The 16,093-nt window shown below is 62.6% G+C and carries 19 protein-coding genes; 5 read left to right on the plus strand and 14 right to left on the minus strand.

Features of this window, described 5'->3' with window-relative positions:
• Positions 1-2: 2 nt before the first annotated feature.
• Positions 3-1,700, minus strand: coding sequence for a long-chain-fatty-acid--CoA ligase FadD1 (gene fadD1, locus GEV38_RS20155; protein WP_023663600.1), 1,698 nt, complete (start codon positions 1,698-1,700; stop codon positions 3-5).
• A gap of 359 nt (positions 1,701-2,059) precedes the next feature.
• Positions 2,060-3,748, minus strand: a complete 1,689-nt coding sequence (gene fadD2, locus GEV38_RS20160; protein WP_054573790.1) for a long-chain-fatty-acid--CoA ligase FadD2 — start codon at positions 3,746-3,748, stop codon at positions 2,060-2,062.
• A gap of 219 nt (positions 3,749-3,967) precedes the next feature.
• Here fadD2 and GEV38_RS20165 point away from each other — a divergent pair, with 219 nt between their 5' ends.
• Positions 3,968-4,912, plus strand: coding sequence for an alpha/beta hydrolase (locus tag GEV38_RS20165; RefSeq protein ID WP_054573789.1), 945 nt, complete (start codon positions 3,968-3,970; stop codon positions 4,910-4,912).
• Between the two features lie 34 nt (positions 4,913-4,946).
• Entirely contained in the window at positions 4,947-5,417 is a 471-nt protein-coding gene (locus tag GEV38_RS20170) for a MaoC family dehydratase (protein ID WP_012273633.1), read from the plus strand.
• A gap of 126 nt (positions 5,418-5,543) precedes the next feature.
• Here GEV38_RS20170 and GEV38_RS20175 read toward each other — a convergent pair whose 3' ends face one another.
• From GEV38_RS20175 to GEV38_RS20205, 7 genes are all read right to left on the minus strand, one after another.
• Complete coding sequence (locus tag GEV38_RS20175; RefSeq protein ID WP_054573788.1) at positions 5,544-6,782, minus strand: RNA polymerase sigma factor; 1,239 nt, start codon at positions 6,780-6,782, stop codon at positions 5,544-5,546.
• Complete coding sequence (locus tag GEV38_RS20180; RefSeq protein WP_013973720.1) at positions 6,782-7,267, minus strand: SRPBCC family protein; 486 nt, start codon at positions 7,265-7,267, stop codon at positions 6,782-6,784. The genes GEV38_RS20175 and GEV38_RS20180 overlap by 1 nt, the downstream gene beginning before the upstream one ends.
• A gap of 21 nt (positions 7,268-7,288) precedes the next feature.
• Positions 7,289-7,633: a YciI family protein gene (locus GEV38_RS20185; RefSeq protein ID WP_013973721.1), complete on the minus strand. Its 345-nt coding sequence runs from the start codon at positions 7,631-7,633 to the stop codon at positions 7,289-7,291.
• A 44-nt stretch (positions 7,634-7,677) separates the two neighbouring features.
• On the minus strand, positions 7,678-8,103 hold the full coding sequence (locus GEV38_RS20190; protein WP_054573787.1) for a nuclear transport factor 2 family protein: 426 nt from the start codon (positions 8,101-8,103) through the stop codon (positions 7,678-7,680).
• Between the two features lie 154 nt (positions 8,104-8,257).
• Positions 8,258-8,590: a type II toxin-antitoxin system HicB family antitoxin gene (locus GEV38_RS20195; RefSeq protein ID WP_015271315.1), complete on the minus strand. Its 333-nt coding sequence runs from the start codon at positions 8,588-8,590 to the stop codon at positions 8,258-8,260.
• Positions 8,587-8,841, minus strand: a complete 255-nt coding sequence (locus GEV38_RS20200) for a type II toxin-antitoxin system HicA family toxin (protein WP_054573786.1) — start codon at positions 8,839-8,841, stop codon at positions 8,587-8,589. Before GEV38_RS20200 ends, GEV38_RS20195 begins: the two co-directional genes overlap by 4 nt.
• 140 nt (positions 8,842-8,981) lie before the next feature.
• Entirely contained in the window at positions 8,982-9,239 is a 258-nt protein-coding gene (locus GEV38_RS20205; RefSeq protein WP_004375752.1) for a DUF2790 domain-containing protein, read from the minus strand.
• Positions 9,240-9,593: 354 nt separating this feature from the next.
• Here GEV38_RS20205 and GEV38_RS20210 point away from each other — a divergent pair, with 354 nt between their 5' ends.
• Positions 9,594-9,962 (plus strand): GNAT family N-acetyltransferase, encoded by a 369-nt coding sequence (locus GEV38_RS20210; RefSeq protein WP_054573785.1) that lies wholly within the window; start codon positions 9,594-9,596, stop codon positions 9,960-9,962.
• Here GEV38_RS20210 and def read toward each other — a convergent pair.
• The 3 genes from def to GEV38_RS20225 form a co-directional block, all read right to left on the minus strand.
• The gene (def, locus tag GEV38_RS20215; RefSeq protein ID WP_015271318.1) at positions 9,917-10,453 is read right to left on the minus strand and encodes a peptide deformylase; all 537 of its coding nucleotides are present in this window, start codon (positions 10,451-10,453) and stop codon (positions 9,917-9,919) included. The genes GEV38_RS20210 and def overlap by 46 nt on opposite strands.
• Positions 10,450-11,409, minus strand: coding sequence for a YihY/virulence factor BrkB family protein (locus tag GEV38_RS20220; RefSeq protein ID WP_013973725.1), 960 nt, complete (start codon positions 11,407-11,409; stop codon positions 10,450-10,452). The genes def and GEV38_RS20220 overlap by 4 nt, the downstream gene beginning before the upstream one ends.
• 159 nt (positions 11,410-11,568) lie before the next feature.
• On the minus strand, positions 11,569-11,748 hold the full coding sequence (locus GEV38_RS20225) for a CsbD family protein (protein ID WP_015271319.1): 180 nt from the start codon (positions 11,746-11,748) through the stop codon (positions 11,569-11,571).
• 186 nt (positions 11,749-11,934) lie between these two features.
• On the opposite strand from GEV38_RS20225, the gene GEV38_RS20230 reads away from it, so the two are divergent.
• Entirely contained in the window at positions 11,935-12,315 is a 381-nt protein-coding gene (locus GEV38_RS20230; RefSeq protein ID WP_013973727.1) for a hypothetical protein, read from the plus strand.
• On the opposite strand, the gene GEV38_RS20235 is transcribed toward GEV38_RS20230, so the two are convergent.
• Positions 12,316-13,152, minus strand: a complete 837-nt coding sequence (locus tag GEV38_RS20235; protein ID WP_054573784.1) for a S1 RNA-binding domain-containing protein — start codon at positions 13,150-13,152, stop codon at positions 12,316-12,318.
• A 131-nt stretch (positions 13,153-13,283) separates the two neighbouring features.
• Between GEV38_RS20235 and GEV38_RS20240 the strand changes: the two genes are divergently transcribed.
• The gene (locus tag GEV38_RS20240) at positions 13,284-14,144 is read left to right on the plus strand and encodes a DUF6279 family lipoprotein (protein ID WP_054573783.1); all 861 of its coding nucleotides are present in this window, start codon (positions 13,284-13,286) and stop codon (positions 14,142-14,144) included.
• Between the two features lie 128 nt (positions 14,145-14,272).
• On the opposite strand, the gene aceK is transcribed toward GEV38_RS20240, so the two are convergent.
• Positions 14,273-15,988 (minus strand): bifunctional isocitrate dehydrogenase kinase/phosphatase, encoded by a 1,716-nt coding sequence (gene aceK, locus GEV38_RS20245; protein ID WP_013973730.1) that lies wholly within the window; start codon positions 15,986-15,988, stop codon positions 14,273-14,275.
• Positions 15,989-16,093: the final 105 nt, after the last annotated feature.

Here is a 16,093-nt window from a genome sequence, read left to right on the forward strand (position 1 = left end):
CGTCAGGCGATCTTCTTCAAGCCCTGTTTCTTCAGCTCTTCATCGCGCAGTTCGCGGCGCAGGATCTTGCCAACGTTGGTGGTCGGCAGCGCGTCGCGGAACTCGATCTGGCGCGGGACCTTGTAGCCGGTGACGTTGGCGCGCATGTGCTCCATCACCTGTTCCTTGGTCAGGGTCATGCCCGGCTTGACCACGATGAACACCTTGATCACTTCACCGGACTTCTCGTCCGGCACGCCGATGGCCGCGCACTGCAGCACGCCCGGCAGGGCCGCCAGCACATCTTCCAGCTCGTTGGGGTAAACGTTGAAGCCCGAGACCAGGATCATGTCCTTCTTGCGGTCGACGATGCGCATGTAACCATCTGGCTGGATCACGGCGATGTCGCCGGTCTTCAGCCAGCCATCGCTGTCGAGAATCTCGGCAGTGGCCTCCTCACGCTGCCAGTAGCCCTTCATCACCTGCGGGCCCTTGACGCACAACTCGCCCACCTCGCCCAGCGGCAGCTCGTTGCCGTTGTCGTCGATGACCTTGCACAGGGTGGACGGCACCGGAATACCGATGGTGCCGACCTGGTTGGCCTCCGCCGGGTTCACCGCAGCCACCGGGCTGGTCTCGGTCATGCCATAGCCTTCGCAGATGGCGCAGCCGGTCACGGCCTTCCAGCGCTCGGCCACGCTCAGTTGCAGGGCCATGCCACCGGAGAGGGTGATCTTCAGCGCCGAGAAGTCCAGGGCACGGAACGCCTCGTTGTTGCACAAGGCAACGAACAGAGTGTTGAGGCCGACGAAGCCGCTGAACTTCCACTTGCCCAGTTCCTTGACCATGGCTGGCAGGTCACGCGGGTTGCTGATCAGCACGTTGTGGTTGCCGATCAGCATCATTGCCATGCAATGGAAGGTAAAGGCGTAGATGTGGTACAGCGGCAGCGGGGTGATGAGGATTTCGCAGCCTTCGTGCAGGTTGGAGCCCATCAGCGCCCGGCACTGCAGCATGTTGGCCACAAGGTTGCGGTGGGTAAGCATCGCGCCCTTGGCCACGCCGGTGGTGCCACCGGTGTACTGCAGCACCGCCACGTCGTTAGCCTGCGGGTTGGCCTCGGTCACCGGCTGGCCCTTGCCCTGCGCCAGAGCGTCGTTGAAGCGTACGGCACGCGGCAGGTTGTAGGCCGGCACCATCTTCTTCACGTACTTGATCACGCTGTTGATCAGCAGGCGCTTGAGCGGCGGCAGCAGGTCGGCCACTTCGGTGACGATGACGTGCCTGACCTGGGTCTTGGGCACCACCTTCTCGGCCAGGTGGGCCATGTTGGCCAGGCACACCAAAGCCTTGGCGCCGGAGTCGTTGAACTGGTGTTCCATTTCCCGTGCGGTGTACAGCGGGTTGGTGTTGACCACGATCAGCCCGGCACGCATGGCACCGAATACCGCCACCGGGTATTGCAGTACGTTGGGCAGCTGCACGGCAATGCGGTCACCCGGCTTGAGGTCGGTATGCTGCTGCAACCAGGCGGCAAACGCTCCCGACAGCGCATACAGCTCGCCATAAGTGATAGTCTTGCCCAGGTTGCTAAAGGCCGGTTTGTCGGCAAAGCGTTGGCAGGATTGCTTGAGTACCGCCTGGATATTGGGGAATTCGTCAGGATTGATTTCCGCCGTAATCCCGGCTGGGTACTTATCCTTCCAAAAATTTTCGATCATGGAAGCCCACTCCTTCAGCAACAGCGAAGTTCGATTCACGCGTCGATGCGCTTATTATTGATATGGGATGACGGCTCGTTGCAAACCGGATCATCTGAAAGCGGGCCGAGAGTAACAGCTTTGCCTGGGGTCGCCTAGAGGCCAAAACAGGCCTCACGGTCACAAAAATGACTCAATGAACAATACAGGTCATTTTTAGAGTAATTATCCAAAATGTCGCACATCGGGCTATAAATAGCCTGTTAGAGCGGTTTCACGGCATTCGCGGGCTTGCCCGCTCCCACAGGGACCTCACAGTTCTCGAATGCTGTGCAGTACCTGTGGGAGCGGGCAAGCCCGCGAAGAAGCCAACCCCGGTATCAAGCTATGTCGCGCAGCTCCCGCCGCAGGATCTTGCCCACCGGCGTCATCGGCAACGACTCGCGCAGCACGATGTGCTTGGGCACCTTGTAGCCGGTGAAGTTGGCCTTGCAGTAGGCCTTCAGCTCATCCACGCTCAGCCCGCCCTCGCGCGGCACAACGAACAGCTTCACCGCCTCGCCGGAGCGCTCGTCCGGTACGCCGATGGCCGCGCAGTTGGCGACCTTGGGATGGCCCATCACCACATCCTCGATCTCGTTGGGGTACACGTTGAAACCCGATACGATGATCATGTCCTTCTTGCGGTCGACGATTCGGGTGAAGCCGTCCGGGTCGATCACCGCGATGTCGCCGGTCTTGAACCAGCCCTCCGCATCCAGGGCCTGGGCCGTGGCCTCGGGCTGCTGCCAGTAGCCTTTCATCACCTGCGGGCCCTTGATGCACAGCTCGCCCCGCTCGCCCAGCGGCAGCTCGTTGCCGTCATCGTCGATCACCTTGAAGGCGGTGCCCGCCACCGGGATGCCCACCGTACCCAGACGCGCCAGCTGGCCATAGGGGTTGGTGCTGGCCACCGGCGAGGTTTCGGTCAGGCCGTAGCCTTCGACGATGCGGCAACCGGTAAGCGCCTCCCAGCGCTCGGCGGTGGCCTTCACCAGTGCGGTACCGCCGGAGTTGGTGACCTTCAGCGCCGAAAAGTCGAGCTGGCGGAAGCCCGGGTGGTCCATCAGTGCGACGAACAGCGTGTTCAGGCCCAGCAAGGCGGAGAAACGCCATTTGCCCAGCTCCTTGATGAAGCCGGAAATATCCCGCGGGTTGGTGATCAGCACGTTGTGGTTGCCGGTGACCATCATGCACATGCAGTTCGCGGTAAAGGCATAGATGTGGTACAGCGGCAGCGGCGCGATCATCACTTCCTGGCCGTCCTTGATCAGCTTCTGCCCGTCCGGCCCGTGCTGCGAGAAGCAGGCCAGCACCTGCAGCATGTTGGCCACCAGGTTGCCGTGGGTGAGCATGGCGCCCTTGGCCAGGCCGGTGGTGCCACCGGTGTATTGCAGCACGGCAGTGTCGTCCAGGCTGAGCGGCACCGGCTTGTGAGGCAGCTCGCGGCCCTGGCGCAGCACCTGCTTGAACGACACCGCCTGGGGCAGCTGGTAGGCCGGCACCATCTTCTTGACCTTGTCGACCACGGTGTTGACCAGCCAGCCCTTGGCGGTGGGCAGCAGGTCGCCCATCCTCGCCTCGATCAGGTACTCGATGCCGGTATCGGGCAACACCTCCTGTACGCGCTTGCCGAACATGTTCAGGTACACCAGCGCACGCGCGCCGCTGTCCTTGAACTGATGGCGCATCTCGCGCTCGGTGTACAGCGGGTTGGTGTTGACCACGATCAGGCCAGCGCGCAGAGCACCGAACACAGCGATGGGGTATTGCAGCACATTGGGCATCTGCACCGCGATGCGGTCGCCCGGCTTGAGGTCGGTGTGCTGCTGCAGCCAGGCGGCGAAGGCCGCCGAATGGCGTTCCAGGTCCGCGTAGGTCAGGGTCACGCCCAAATTGCTGAAGGCCGGGCGGTCGGCGAAGCGTTTGCAGGAGCGCTCGAACACCTCGACGACCGAGGTGTAGGCATTGATGTCGATGGTGGAAGGCACGCCCGCCGGGCGCTTGTCATTCCAGAAGTCGGCTTGCATTTATTATTGTTCCTCTGCCTGGACCTGCTGTGAGTCCTGTAATCCTTTCACCTGCCCGCCCGAAAGCGAAAAGGCGTTGATCCGACGTTAGCAGGTAAGCCCAAGGTGGCATATACGCCAAGTGCCGCCATTAACATTGTGAATCTTATTTGTGCCCTTCCTGCAATCCGGTCGATTGTGCATACACTGTTCGGGTACCTGTGCGCACAAGGACCCGCCATGCCTCACGACGCCTTCTGGTTACCCGCCAGCGAGCACTGCAGCCTGTATGTGCACCAATGGTTGCCGGCCACACCGGTAAAAGCCGTGGTGCTGCTGGCCCACGGCATGGCCGAGCACGCCGGGCGCTACCAGCACCTGGGCCATGCCTTGAGCGAGGCCGGTTTCGCCCTGTTCGCCCCCGACCAGCGCGGCCATGGACGCACGGCCGAGCTGGGCAGCCTCGGCCTGTTCGCCCGCCATCATGGCTGGAATGCCGTGGTCAACGACATCGGGCTGCTGGCCCAGCACATCGGTCAGCAATTCCCGTGCACACCGCTGTTCCTGTTCGGCCACAGCATGGGCAGCTACATCGCCCAGGCCTACCTGCTGCACCACAGTGGCAGCCTGCATGGGGCGATCCTCAGTGGCTCCAACTACCAGCCGGCAGCGCTCTACCGTGTGGCGCGCCTGATTGCCCGGCTGGAGGCCTGGCGCCAAGGGCCGCTGGGAAAGAGCGCGCTCATAGAATGGTTGTCGTTCGGCTCGTTCAACAAGGCCTTCAAGCCCAACCGCACGGCGTTCGACTGGCTCAGCCGCGACCCGGCGCAGGTCGACCTGTATGTCAACGACCCGCTCTGCGGCTTTCGCTGCAGCAACCAATTGTGGCTTGACCTGCTGCAAGGCTTGGCGCAGATCAGCCAGCCGAGTAACCTCGCGCAGATCGATCCGAACCTGCCGCTGCTGGTGATCGGTGGTGAATGTGATCCGGTCAGTGCCGGCAAGCGTCTCACCCATCTGGCCGACGCCCTGCGCGCGACCGGCAATCGACATGTACAGCTGCGCGTCTATCCTGAGGCGCGGCACGAAGTACTCAACGAAACCAACCGTAACGAGGTCACCGCCGATATTCTCGTCTGGCTTGAACAGGCGCTGGCTCTTGGCCGCCCTGTGCGCAGTGAATGATAGCCGCCCTCGCCTACCGCTTAAGGAAGCCCCGATGTCCCAGGTCACCAACACGCCTTACGAAGCCCTCGAAGTCGGCCAGAAGGCCGAGTACAAGAAGTCCGTCGAAGAACGCGACATCCAGTTGTTCGCCGCGATGTCCGGTGACCACAACCCGGTACACCTGGACGCCGAGTTCGCTGCCAAGAGCATGTTCCGCGAGCGCATTGCCCACGGCATGTTCAGCGGCGCGCTGATCAGTGCTGCCGTGGCCTGCACCCTGCCTGGCCCTGGCACCATCTACCTGGGCCAGCAGATGAGCTTCCAGAAGCCGGTGAAAATTGGCGATACCCTGACCGTGCGCCTGGAAATCCTGGAGAAGCTGCCCAAGTTCAAGGTACGTATCGCCACCAATGTCTACAACCAGAACGATGAGCTGGTGGTTCAGGGCGAGGCCGAGATCCTGGCACCGCGCAAGCAGCAGACCGTCGAGCTGGTGTCGCCGCCGAATTTTGTGGCTAGCTGAAAAGTGATGTAGGCAGTACCGGCCTCTTCGCGGGCACGCCCGCTCCCACAGGGATTGCATAGCCTTCAACCCAGTGGAAAACCTGTGGGAGCGGGCGTGCCCGCGAAGAGGCCAGTCCAGCCAACATCATTCAATCGCTTGCAACCGCCGCTCGATATGCCTGCGCTCCGGCTCCTGCCGGGTCAACGCCAGCGCCTGCAGCCAGGCCGCCCGGGCCTCTTCTACATGCCCCAGCTGGTAATGCAGCTCACCCCGCGTCGCATGCGCCAGGTGATAGTCCAGCAACTCTCCCCGCGCCAGAATCCCTTCGACCTCCCGCAGGCCAACCTCAGGCCCATCCCGCTTCGCCAGCGCCACGGCCCTGTTCAGTTCAACCACAGCTGACGGCCAATGCCGCTGCAGCACGTCATACAGCCCGACGATCTCCGCCCAGTCGGTCGCTTCGGCTGTCGCCGCTTCGGCATGCACCGCGGCAATCGCCGCCTGCACGGTATAAGCACCGAACGCCCGGCTTTGCAGGGCCTGGCGCACCAGTTCGCAACCTTCGGCAATGCGTTGCCGGTCCCACAGGCTACGATCCTGCTGCTCGAGCAATACCAGATTGCCCCGGCCATCGGTACGCGCCCGCTGCCGGGATGCCTGCAGCAACATCAAGGCCAGCAGGCCGACCGCCTCCGGGTCGGGCAGCAACTGCACCAGCAGCCGCGCCAGGCGTATGGCTTCATCGCTCAGCTCCTGCTGCAACAGCGCCTCGCCCGACGACGCCGAATAGCCCTCGTTGAACACCAGGTAGATCACCCGCAGCACACTCTCCAGGCGCTCGGGCAGTTCGTTCAGCTCCGGCACCTGATAAGGGATGCCGGCATCGCGGATCTTGGCCTTGGCGCGCACGATACGCTGGGCGATGGTGGCCGGGCTCTGCAGGAAAGCACGGGCGATCTGCTCGGTGGTCAGGTCGCAGACTTCACGCAGGGTCAGCGGCACCTGGGCATCGGCGGACAAGGCCGGGTGGCAGCAGGTGAAGATCAGCCGCAAGCGGTCGTCGGCCAGCAGCTCTTCTTCGCTGGGGTCCTGCGCCTGGCCGTCGAGCAGCATGCTCAGGTCCGCCTGGGAACGGTCGAACCGGGCGCGCCGACGCAGCACATCGATGGCCTTGAAGCGGCCAGTGGACACCAGCCACGCCCGCGGGTTATCGGGAATACCGTCGCGCTGCCAGCGTTCGACTGCGATGAAGAAGGCATCGTGCATGGCCTCCTCGGCCAGGTCGAAATCACCCAACAGGCGGATCAGCGTCGCCAGGATGCGCCGTGACTCGTTTCGGTAGACCGCCTCGACCTCGGCGCGCACCTGCGCCAGTGCCGTCATCAGTCGGGCATCCGCTGGGTCACTACCTCCACCAGGCGGTCCAGGCTTTCTCCCCAGCCCTGGTGGAAGCCCATTTCCTCATGGGCGCGGCAGTCGGCGGCATTCCAGTGCCAGGCGCGGGCGGTGTAGCGGGTTTTGCCTTGCTCCTCGTCAAAACTGATCACGGCAGTCATGAACGCCTTGTCCGAAGGCACCCAGCCTGGGCCGAAGGCATCGGTGAACACCAGCCGTCGCGGAGCAGCAATCTCCAGGAATACGCCCTGGTTCGGGTAATCGCTGCCATCCGGCGCCCGCATCACGGTGCGGAACAGGCCACCGATCCACAACTGCATCTCACATTCCGGGGTGGTCATGCCGTGCGGCCCCCACCATTGCATCAGCCACTGAGGGTCGGTCCAGGCGCGGAACACCTTGGACGGCGGTGCGTCGATCAGGCGACTGATGGACAGCTCGTGCTGCACTTGCGCGGGGTGTGCCAGGCTCATGCTGGGAAGTCTCCATTGCTGTCAGGGTTGCAGTTCGCGCACCGGTCGCACCTCGACACTGCCGACCCGCGCGGCGGGGATGCCCTTGGCGATGTTCAGCGCCTCGTTCAGGTCGCGGGCTTCCACCAGGTAGAAGCCCGCCAACTGCTCCTTGGTCTCGGCGAACGGGCCGTCGGTCAGGCTCATGTGCCCGTTGCGCATGCGCACTGTGGTGGCGGTCTGCACCGGCTTCAGCGCCTCGGCCGCCAGCATTCGCCCGGAGCCTTGGATGGATTCGGCATACGCCATGCATTCGGCGTCTTCCGGGCTGTCGGGCAGGCTGTGCAGCAGCCCCTCGTCACAATAGACCAGGCACAGGTATTTCATGGTCGCCTCCAGGGCATTGGCAAAGTGCGTTTGGCGATAACGGCTCAGGGCTTGAGATCGAACAGGGCTTTCTGGGTTTCCATGTCGAATGGCGCCGACCAGTGTTCGTGGATTACCTGCCACTGGCCACCTTGACGACGATAGCCCACGGTGGCGCGCATGAAGCCGCACTGGCTTTCGTTGTCCGCGGGGCCGCAGCGGTTAAGCCAGTGGGCCAGGGCCAGGTCGCCAGCGGCATGCACGGTGAGTTCGGCGTATTCGAAAACCATGGGGCCGGGGCACATGCCCATGCACATTTCCCAGTGCGCCTGGTAGGTTGCCTTGCCCTTGAACTGCAGGGCCTGGATGGCATCGAAGGCGACGATGTCGTCGGCATAGGGAGCGATGATGTTGGGGATGTCGCGATCGCGCACGGCCTGCATCCAGCGCTCGATCAATTGGCGTATCTCGGTTTCGGCTGCGGTGCTCATCGGGGGTTCCTCCGACAGGTCATGGGTGATTGGGCACGGGGGGCAACGTGCTCTCACCTATTGGTCGAACGGGAACTGGAGGAATCGACAGGCAACGGAAACTATTCTGCATGAGTAATTGCAGAATACCCGCGAGTAACGAAAGCAGGCTTGGTCAGGCCATTGCGGCTTGTTCGAAGACCTCGTCGGCCCACTGGTTGAGGCTTTTGCCGGCGGCACGGGCAGCAACACTCGCGGCAGCATGAACTTCGGGCCGGATACGCAGCATTACTTTGCCCGAGGCAGGCTTTTCCGGCGCAATGCCCTGCTCTGCACAATCGGCCAGGTAATCTTCCAGCGCATCGCGAAACGCCTCATGCAGCTCGGGCACCGAGCTTGCGTGAAAACTGATGATGTCACGCATACCAAGCACACGGCCGACGAAGATATCGTCACGCGCGTCGTACTCTATACGGGCGGCGTAGCCTTTGTAGCGCATGCAACTCATATCCTGACTCCTGCCCGCGAGAGGAATTCACGGGCTTCTTCAATCTGATACCGCTTGGCTTCCTTGCCTGGATGAGGCCGATGGCATCTCCAGCATTGGCCACCCAGCACCAGCTTGACCCTGGAGCCTTGCCGCTCCAGCACCTCACCGCCCAGATGGAGTACCAATGCCTCGATCTCGGAGAAAGCCAACGACGCCGTGGTCGGCGTTCGGAAAATTGCGTCGAGGATTTTGCGGTATCGAGTGTTCATCAAAAAATGCTATCAAATTAAGATAGCACTTTTTCCTCGATATTCATTCAGGATTTTTCTGTTGCCCGAACTGCAAGACGGTTGATGGCCCCGTCACCCGCAGGCCAGCGAAAGGGCCATCAACACAGGCAAGAGCCTGATCAACCCTGCTGGCACCCCTCACCCATGGCTCGGTACTGGATGGTGTGCACCTGGCCCTGGTGGTCTTCGTAGGTCATGGTCGCAGGTACCACTTCGCAGACGTTGGGGATGGTCGACAGGTTGATCACCCGCTTGATGTCCAGGTTCATGGAGTAGTCGTACTGCTGGGCGACGGGCTCGCTGGAGACGGGTCTGGCCTCATCGGCGAGGGCGAACGAGGACATACCGACCAATGCAAGAATCAGTAATGGTTTCATGTGAGTTTGCCTTTTGAGCATTCAAGCTGATCGATTGACTTCTATTGCCGTGCCCGGCGCGGAGAAGTTGCCATCTGCGGTGAAGATGGCACGAAGTACCGATCCCGCTTCGTACTGCCAGTGGGGATGGCTAAAAGTCTACTCCCGGCCTGGAATAGTTGAACCCCGAACTCGGACATTCACCCTTGCCAGATATGCAACAATCTGCGACAAGTTCACCGCAAAACATCAGGCCAGAGCCTCTGGCCACCTTTCAGGGCAGGGCGCGCAATTTCTGAAAATTTGTACTGTTCGAAACTTTCGGCCCCGGAACGCCGGCTGCTGGACCACTTTTACCGCCAGCACGGCTCACGCATGCGTGCTGCGGGCGATGCTGAGCTGTGGGTGGCGCGGGGCCCCGGCATCATCGCAGGCTTGAGCCTGAGCCCGGTGGGCGATGGCTTGTGGCTGACCGGGTTGTTCGTCGACCCGCAGCGGCGCAGCCAGGGCGTGGCCGGGCGGTTGGTCGAGGCGGCGCTGGCGCAGGCTGGCGGGCCCACTTGGCTGTTCTGCCACCCGGACCTTGCGCCCTTCTACCAGCGCCTGGGCTTCGACATCGCTCTGCAACTGCCGGAAACCCTGGCTGGCCGCCTGCAGCGCTACCAGCGCAGCAAGCGGCTGGTGGCACTTCAACGGGGTCAGTCGTCGCTGGCGTCGAGCCCGGGGAACAGCACCTCGGTGTAGCCGAACCGGGAAAAGTCCTGGATGCGTGACGGGTAAAGCCGGCCGATCAGGTGGTCGCATTCATGCTGCACCACCCGCGCATGGAAGCCGTCGGCAAAACGGTTGATCGGGTTGCCCTGGGGGTCGATGCCTTCATAGCAGATGTGCTTGAAACGCGGTACCACACCGCGCAGGCCGGGCACCGACAGGCAGCCTTCCCAACCGTCCTCGATCTCGCTGGATGTGGGCGTGATGACCGGGTTGAGCAGTATAGTCTGCGGCACCGGTTCGGCATCCGGGTAACGCTCGCTGCGCTCGAAGCCGAAGATCACCAGTTGCAGGTCTATGCCGATCTGCGGTGCGGCCAGGCCGACACCGCCCACATGGCGCATGGTTTCGAACATGTCGTCGATCAGTTGCTGCAGTTCGGCGCTGCCGATCATGTGCTCGGGCACTGGCGGGGCGATGCGCAGCAGGCGTTCGTCGCCCATCTTGAGAATGTCACGGATCATCTGGGGTTCGGCTCTGAAGATTGGTGCTCGCTCGGAACGGGGTGCTCATGGCCCAGCACGGTAATGGTTTCGCGGGGCTTGTGCTCATCGACGTCCTTTTCGCCAGGGTTCTTGCCCTCGCTCGACATGTGCTCGATCACTGCGTTCATCTCCGCGCCCAGCAGCAAAACGGCAGCGGAGATATAGAAATACAGCAATAGCACGATGATTGCACCGATACTGCCGTACATGGCGTTGTAGTCGGCAAAAGTCTTCACGTAGTAGGCAAAGCCCAGCGACGCCAAGATCCACACCACCACCGCCAGCACCGAACCCGGGGTGATGAAGCGGAACTGCTGCTTGACATCGGGCATCACGTAGTAGATCAGCGCCACCGCCACCATCATCAGGATGATGATCGCCGGCCAGCGCAGGATGGTCCACACCGTGACGATCACCTCCTGCATGCCTACCTGGGCGGCAATCCACTCCATCACCTGCGGGCCCAGCACCATCAGCGCCGCTGCCACCAGCAACATGCCGGCAATGCCCACGGTATAGATGATCGACAACGGAATGCGCTTCCACACCGGGCGGCCCTCGGGCACATCGTAGGCGGCGTTCATCGCGCTCATCATCAGGCGCACACCGGCCGATGCGGTCCACAAGGCAATCACGATACCTACTGACAGCAGCCCGCCCTTGGACTGCTGCAACTGGTCGATCACCGGGTTGACCTGCTCCAGCGCCTGGGGTGGCAGCACCAGTTCCGATTGCAGGCGCAGCCAGGAGAAGAAGTCCGGCAGGTGCAGGAAACCGATCAGGGCGATCAGGAACAGCAGGAACGGGAACAACGAGAACAGCATCTGGTAGGCCAATGCGGAAGCGTAGGTCGACATCTCGTCGTCGAGGAATTCCTTGACGGTGCGTACCAACACGCGGTGCAGGGGCAGGCCGCGCAGGTCGGGGAAAATCATAGCGTCTCCTTTCGCCGCTTGATTCGTGGGTACCACGGGTAAGTCTAATAGACCATGCCGCTGCTGTGCTGATCCCGGCCATGCTGCAAGAATTTGCTTACGCCAGTAGCGGCCTCTTCGCGGGCACGCCCGCGAAAAGGCCGGGACAGGCCAGTCACATCAAGGTTTTTTCACCGCGTCCTTCACATTGCCCTTGATCTGTTGCCCCTCGCCCTTGAGCTCCTGCGCTTCACCCTCGGCCCGCAGCCGCTCGTTGTCGGTCACTTTGCCGACACCCTGCTTGACGTTGCCGATCGCTTCGTTGGCCAAGCCTTTCGCTTTGTCTTTGGTACCGCTCATGGCAAAACTCCTGCAATTGGGGGCACGTGGACCGTGCCGACAGTCGGTGGACCCGACGCCTTCGCCAAGCGTTCCAACAGTTTTTTCGCCTTCGAACCGAGCGGCAAGGCGGTTGGCAAACCTTGCTCCGCTACCCGCCACCCCTCACAATGCAGGCCTTCATAGCGTCAACCCGCAGGAACCTGCATGAAACTCGACAAACCCGCCGCCATCGCCCGGCGTAACGAAGCACTGGCCCGCCCGGTGCTGACCAGCAGCAACACCCTGTTCGCCATCCTCGACCGCAAGCGCAACCTGTGGTGGTTCGAGGTGCCGGTGGCGCTGCTGCGCAAGGGCCAGCCCGACTGGGTCAACCTGCTGCTGCACACCCCGGAAAGCGACGAGCTGCAGCACCTGAAGGTGCCGACCAACTTCCTGCGCGCTCACCAGGAACAGATGGAAGTGCGCAACCCCGGCAAGCGCCGCTCGACCATCAGCCTGGCCCTCAGCGCCGACCGCGACTCGCTGCTGCGCGACACCCGCCCGGGTGGCGAGCAGCTGGACTTCCGTACCTTCGTGCAGGCCTGATCAGGCCTTTTCGATGCGATCGTCATGGATGACGATGCGGCCCTGCTTGAACAACCCGCCAATGGCCTTCTTGAAGTTGCCCTTGCTGACGTTGAACAGCTTGCTGATCAGCGCCGGGTCGCTCTTGTCGCACACCCCCAGCACCCCACCTTCGGCCTCCAGGCGCGCCATGATCTGCTCCTGCAGGTTGTCGGCCAGGGCAGCACCCACCGGTTGCAGGCTCAAGGCGATCTTGCCGTCCGCGCGCACTTCCTTGATGAAGCCCTTCTCGTGCATGCCCGAGCGCAGGAACTTGAACACCTCGTTCTTGTGGATCAGGCCCCAGTGGCGGTTGTTGATGATCGCCTTGAAGCCCATCGGTGTCTCGCCGGCCACCAGCAGCTCGACCGGCTGGCCCACCTGGTAGTCCGCCGGGGTACGGTCCAGGTAGCGGTCCAGGCGTGAGGTGGCGGTGATGCGGCGGGTGCGCTTGTCGAGGTACACGTGCACCACGCAGTAGTCGCCGATTTTCAGCGGCCGCGCCTCTTCCGAGTACGGCATCAGCAGGTCCTTGGACAGGCCCCAGTCGAGGAAGATGCCGGCACCGTTGATATCCTTGACCTTGAGGCTGGCGAACTCGCCAACCTGCACCTTGGGCTTCTCGGTGGTGGCGATCAGCTGGTCTTCGCTGTCCAGGTAGATGAACACGTTCAGCCAGTCATCCACTTCGGTTTCGGCGTTTTTCGGGATGTAGCGCCCGGGCAGCAGGATCTCGCCGTCGGCGCCGCCGTCCAGGTACAGGCCGAAGTCCACGTGTTTCACGATTTGCAAACTGTTGTAACGCCCAAGCAGAGCCATTTCCGATGTTCCTCAAGACAAGGCGGCTATTCTACACCTGAAGCCAGCGCGCCGCCCGACCGCTGATGCAGTGGAACCGTCAGCGTCCCTCTTGCGTCTACCGACGGGCAAGCACCCGCAAGGAGCAGCCCATGCCGCTACGCCTGTCCAAAGCCCTGCTCGTCGCCATCGGCTGCGCCCTGGCCCTGGCCGCCTGCAGCCGTATCGACCTGGCCTACCGCAACCTCGACCGCCTGGTGCCGTGGTCGCTGGGCGACTACCTGGCCATGAACAGCGAGCAGAAGGCCATGCTTGACGACCGCCTGCGGGAGCACCTGGCCTGGCATTGCAAGACCCAACTGCCTGGTTACCTCGACTGGCTGGACCGGGTACGCGGCATGGTCGCCGACGACCAGGTGACCGACCAGGCCCTGCAGCAGCGTACCCGCGAAGCCCGCGAGGCGATTGGCCGGGTAGCCGAGGAAATCACCCCTTCGGCCACCGAGCTGCTGCGCGGCATGAGCGATGCCCAGGTGGCGGAGATGCGCGAGGCGTTCCGCGAGGACATCAGCGAACGGCAGAAGAAGTATGTGGATACGCCGCTGGACAAGCAGATCGCCCGCCGTACCGAACGCATGGAGAAACGCCTGACGCCGTGGTTTGGCGAGCTGACCGCGGTGCAGAAGCAGCGCGTGCAGGCCTGGTCCCAGGCGCTGGGCGACCAGAACCGCGAATGGATCGCCAACCGCGCGCACTGGCAGCAGCAATTGCTGCTGGCGATGAACCAGCGCAACGACGCCAGCTTCGAGCCGCGCCTGGCAACGCTGTTGCAGCGCAAGGAGAGTTTGTGGACGCCGGAGTACCGGGCGGCGTATCAGAATACCGAGCAGCAGGCGCGCAGCTTGCTGGTGGACCTGGTGCACCAGAGTACCCCGCAGCAGCGGCGGTACCTGCTGGAACGGTTGAGCAAGGTGCGTACCGATTTCAGTGAATTGAAGTGTTTGAAGGGGTAATTGGGAAAAGCAGGCCCGGCCTCTTCGCGGGCTTGCCCGCTCCCACAGGAACCCACTGCCCTCGAGAGCTGTGATGTACCTGTGGGAGCGGGCAAGCCCGCGAAGAGGCCGGGCCTGCTAAAGCACAGTCACCGCCCCTTGCGCCTATACGGAAACACATCGATCACCTTCCCGTCACGAATCGCCGCCTGCAGCCCCTTCCAGTAATCCGCGTCGTACAACTCCCCATGCAGGCGGCTGAACAAGCGCCGCTGGCCGATATCGGCAAACAGGAACGGCGGAAACTCCTCGGGGAACACGTCATGCGGCCCGATCGAGTACCACGGCTCGCCCGACATCTCGTCCTCCGGGTAACGCGGCGGCGGGATATGGCGGAAGTTCACCTCGGTCAGGAAGCTGATCTCGTCATAGTCATAGAACACCACCCGGCCATGGCGGGTTACGCCAAAGTTCTTCAGCAGCATGTCGCCAGGGAAGATATTCGCCGCCGCCAGCTGCTTGATGGCCAGGCCGTAATCCTCCAGGGCCTCCAGCACCTGGCCCTCGCTGGCGTGTTCCAGGTACAGGTTCAGCGGCGTCATGCGCCGCTCGGTCCAGCAGTGGCGGATCAGCACCGTGTCACCCTCCAGCGCCACGGTCGATGGCGCCACCTCCAGCAGTTCGGCCAGGCACTCCGGCTCGAACTTGCTACGCGGGAATCGAAAATCGGCGAACTCCTGGGTATCGGCCATGCGCCCGACGCGGTCGACGCTTTTCACCAGCCGGTACTTGTCTATCACCGTGGCACGGTCGACCGTCTTCGACGGTGAAAAACGGTCCTTGATGATCTTGAACACGGTGTTGAAGCCCGGCAGGGTGAACACGCTCATGACCATGCCGCGCACCCCGGGCGCCATGACGAAGCGGTCGTCGCTGCTGGCCAGGTGGTTGATCAGCGCCCGGTAGAACTCCGACTTGCCATGCTTGTAGAAACCGATGGAGGTATACAGCTCGGCAATGTGCTTGCCCGGCAAGATGCGTTTGAGGAAGTTGACGAACTCCGCAGGCACCGGCACATCGACCATGAAGTACGAGCGGGTGAAGGAAAAGATGATCGACACCTCGGCCTCGTCGGTGATCAGCGCATCGGCCTCGATACCGTGCCCTTCGCGGTGCAGCAGCGGGATTACCAGCGGCCATTGCTCATCGCTGTTGAACAGACGGCCGACCAGGTATGCACCCTTGTTGCGGTAAAGCACCGGCACAAACAGCTCCAACGCCAAGGTCGGATCCTTGCATACCCAGTCCGGCAGGCAGTCGCGCAACTGATCCTCCAGGCGCACCAGGTCGCCCTCCAGGTCGCCGTACGGCACATCGAACGGGTAATCGCTGAACACCGCCCGCAGCAGGCCCTTGAGCCCACCGTCAGGCCGATAGGTACGGGTTTGCGCGGCGCGCTCACGGCTGCGCATGGACGGTCGGGTGGTGTGGATGAACATGCAGCCGTCGCTGATCAGGTCGTGGCTGAACAGGCTGCAGAACAGCGAGTTGTACCAGGTCTCGGACAGCTCGTCGTCCAGCCTTGGGTCGATCAGGTGGATATAGGCGTTCTTCACCAACGGCCATTGCTCCACATCCAGCAGCACGTCCTCGGCAAAGCTCTGGCGCAGCCAGCCGTTGACCTCGGCGACCTTCTCTTCATAGAGATTGATACGGGCGGCGGCGGCACGCTGGATATCCTGCCAGCGCGCCTGCTCGAAGCGCTGGCGGGCACCGAGGGTGATGCGCTGGAAGTGGTCGCGGTAGTCGTCGAAGCCGGCAAGGATCGTCCGGGCGATTTCGACAGCGGGCCAGGGCTGGGGCATGCGAGGACCTCGGTGCGGTGTTGAGTTACAGAGCTTAGTCGCCTCTTGGTTTTTGCGGAGCCTGTGCCGGCCTCTTCGCGGGCTCGCCCGCTCCCACAGGATTAC

This window comes from Pseudomonas sp. 13159349 (genome assembly GCF_013305685.1).
GTDB classification, from domain to species: Bacteria; Pseudomonadota; Gammaproteobacteria; order Pseudomonadales; family Pseudomonadaceae; genus Aquipseudomonas; species Aquipseudomonas asiatica.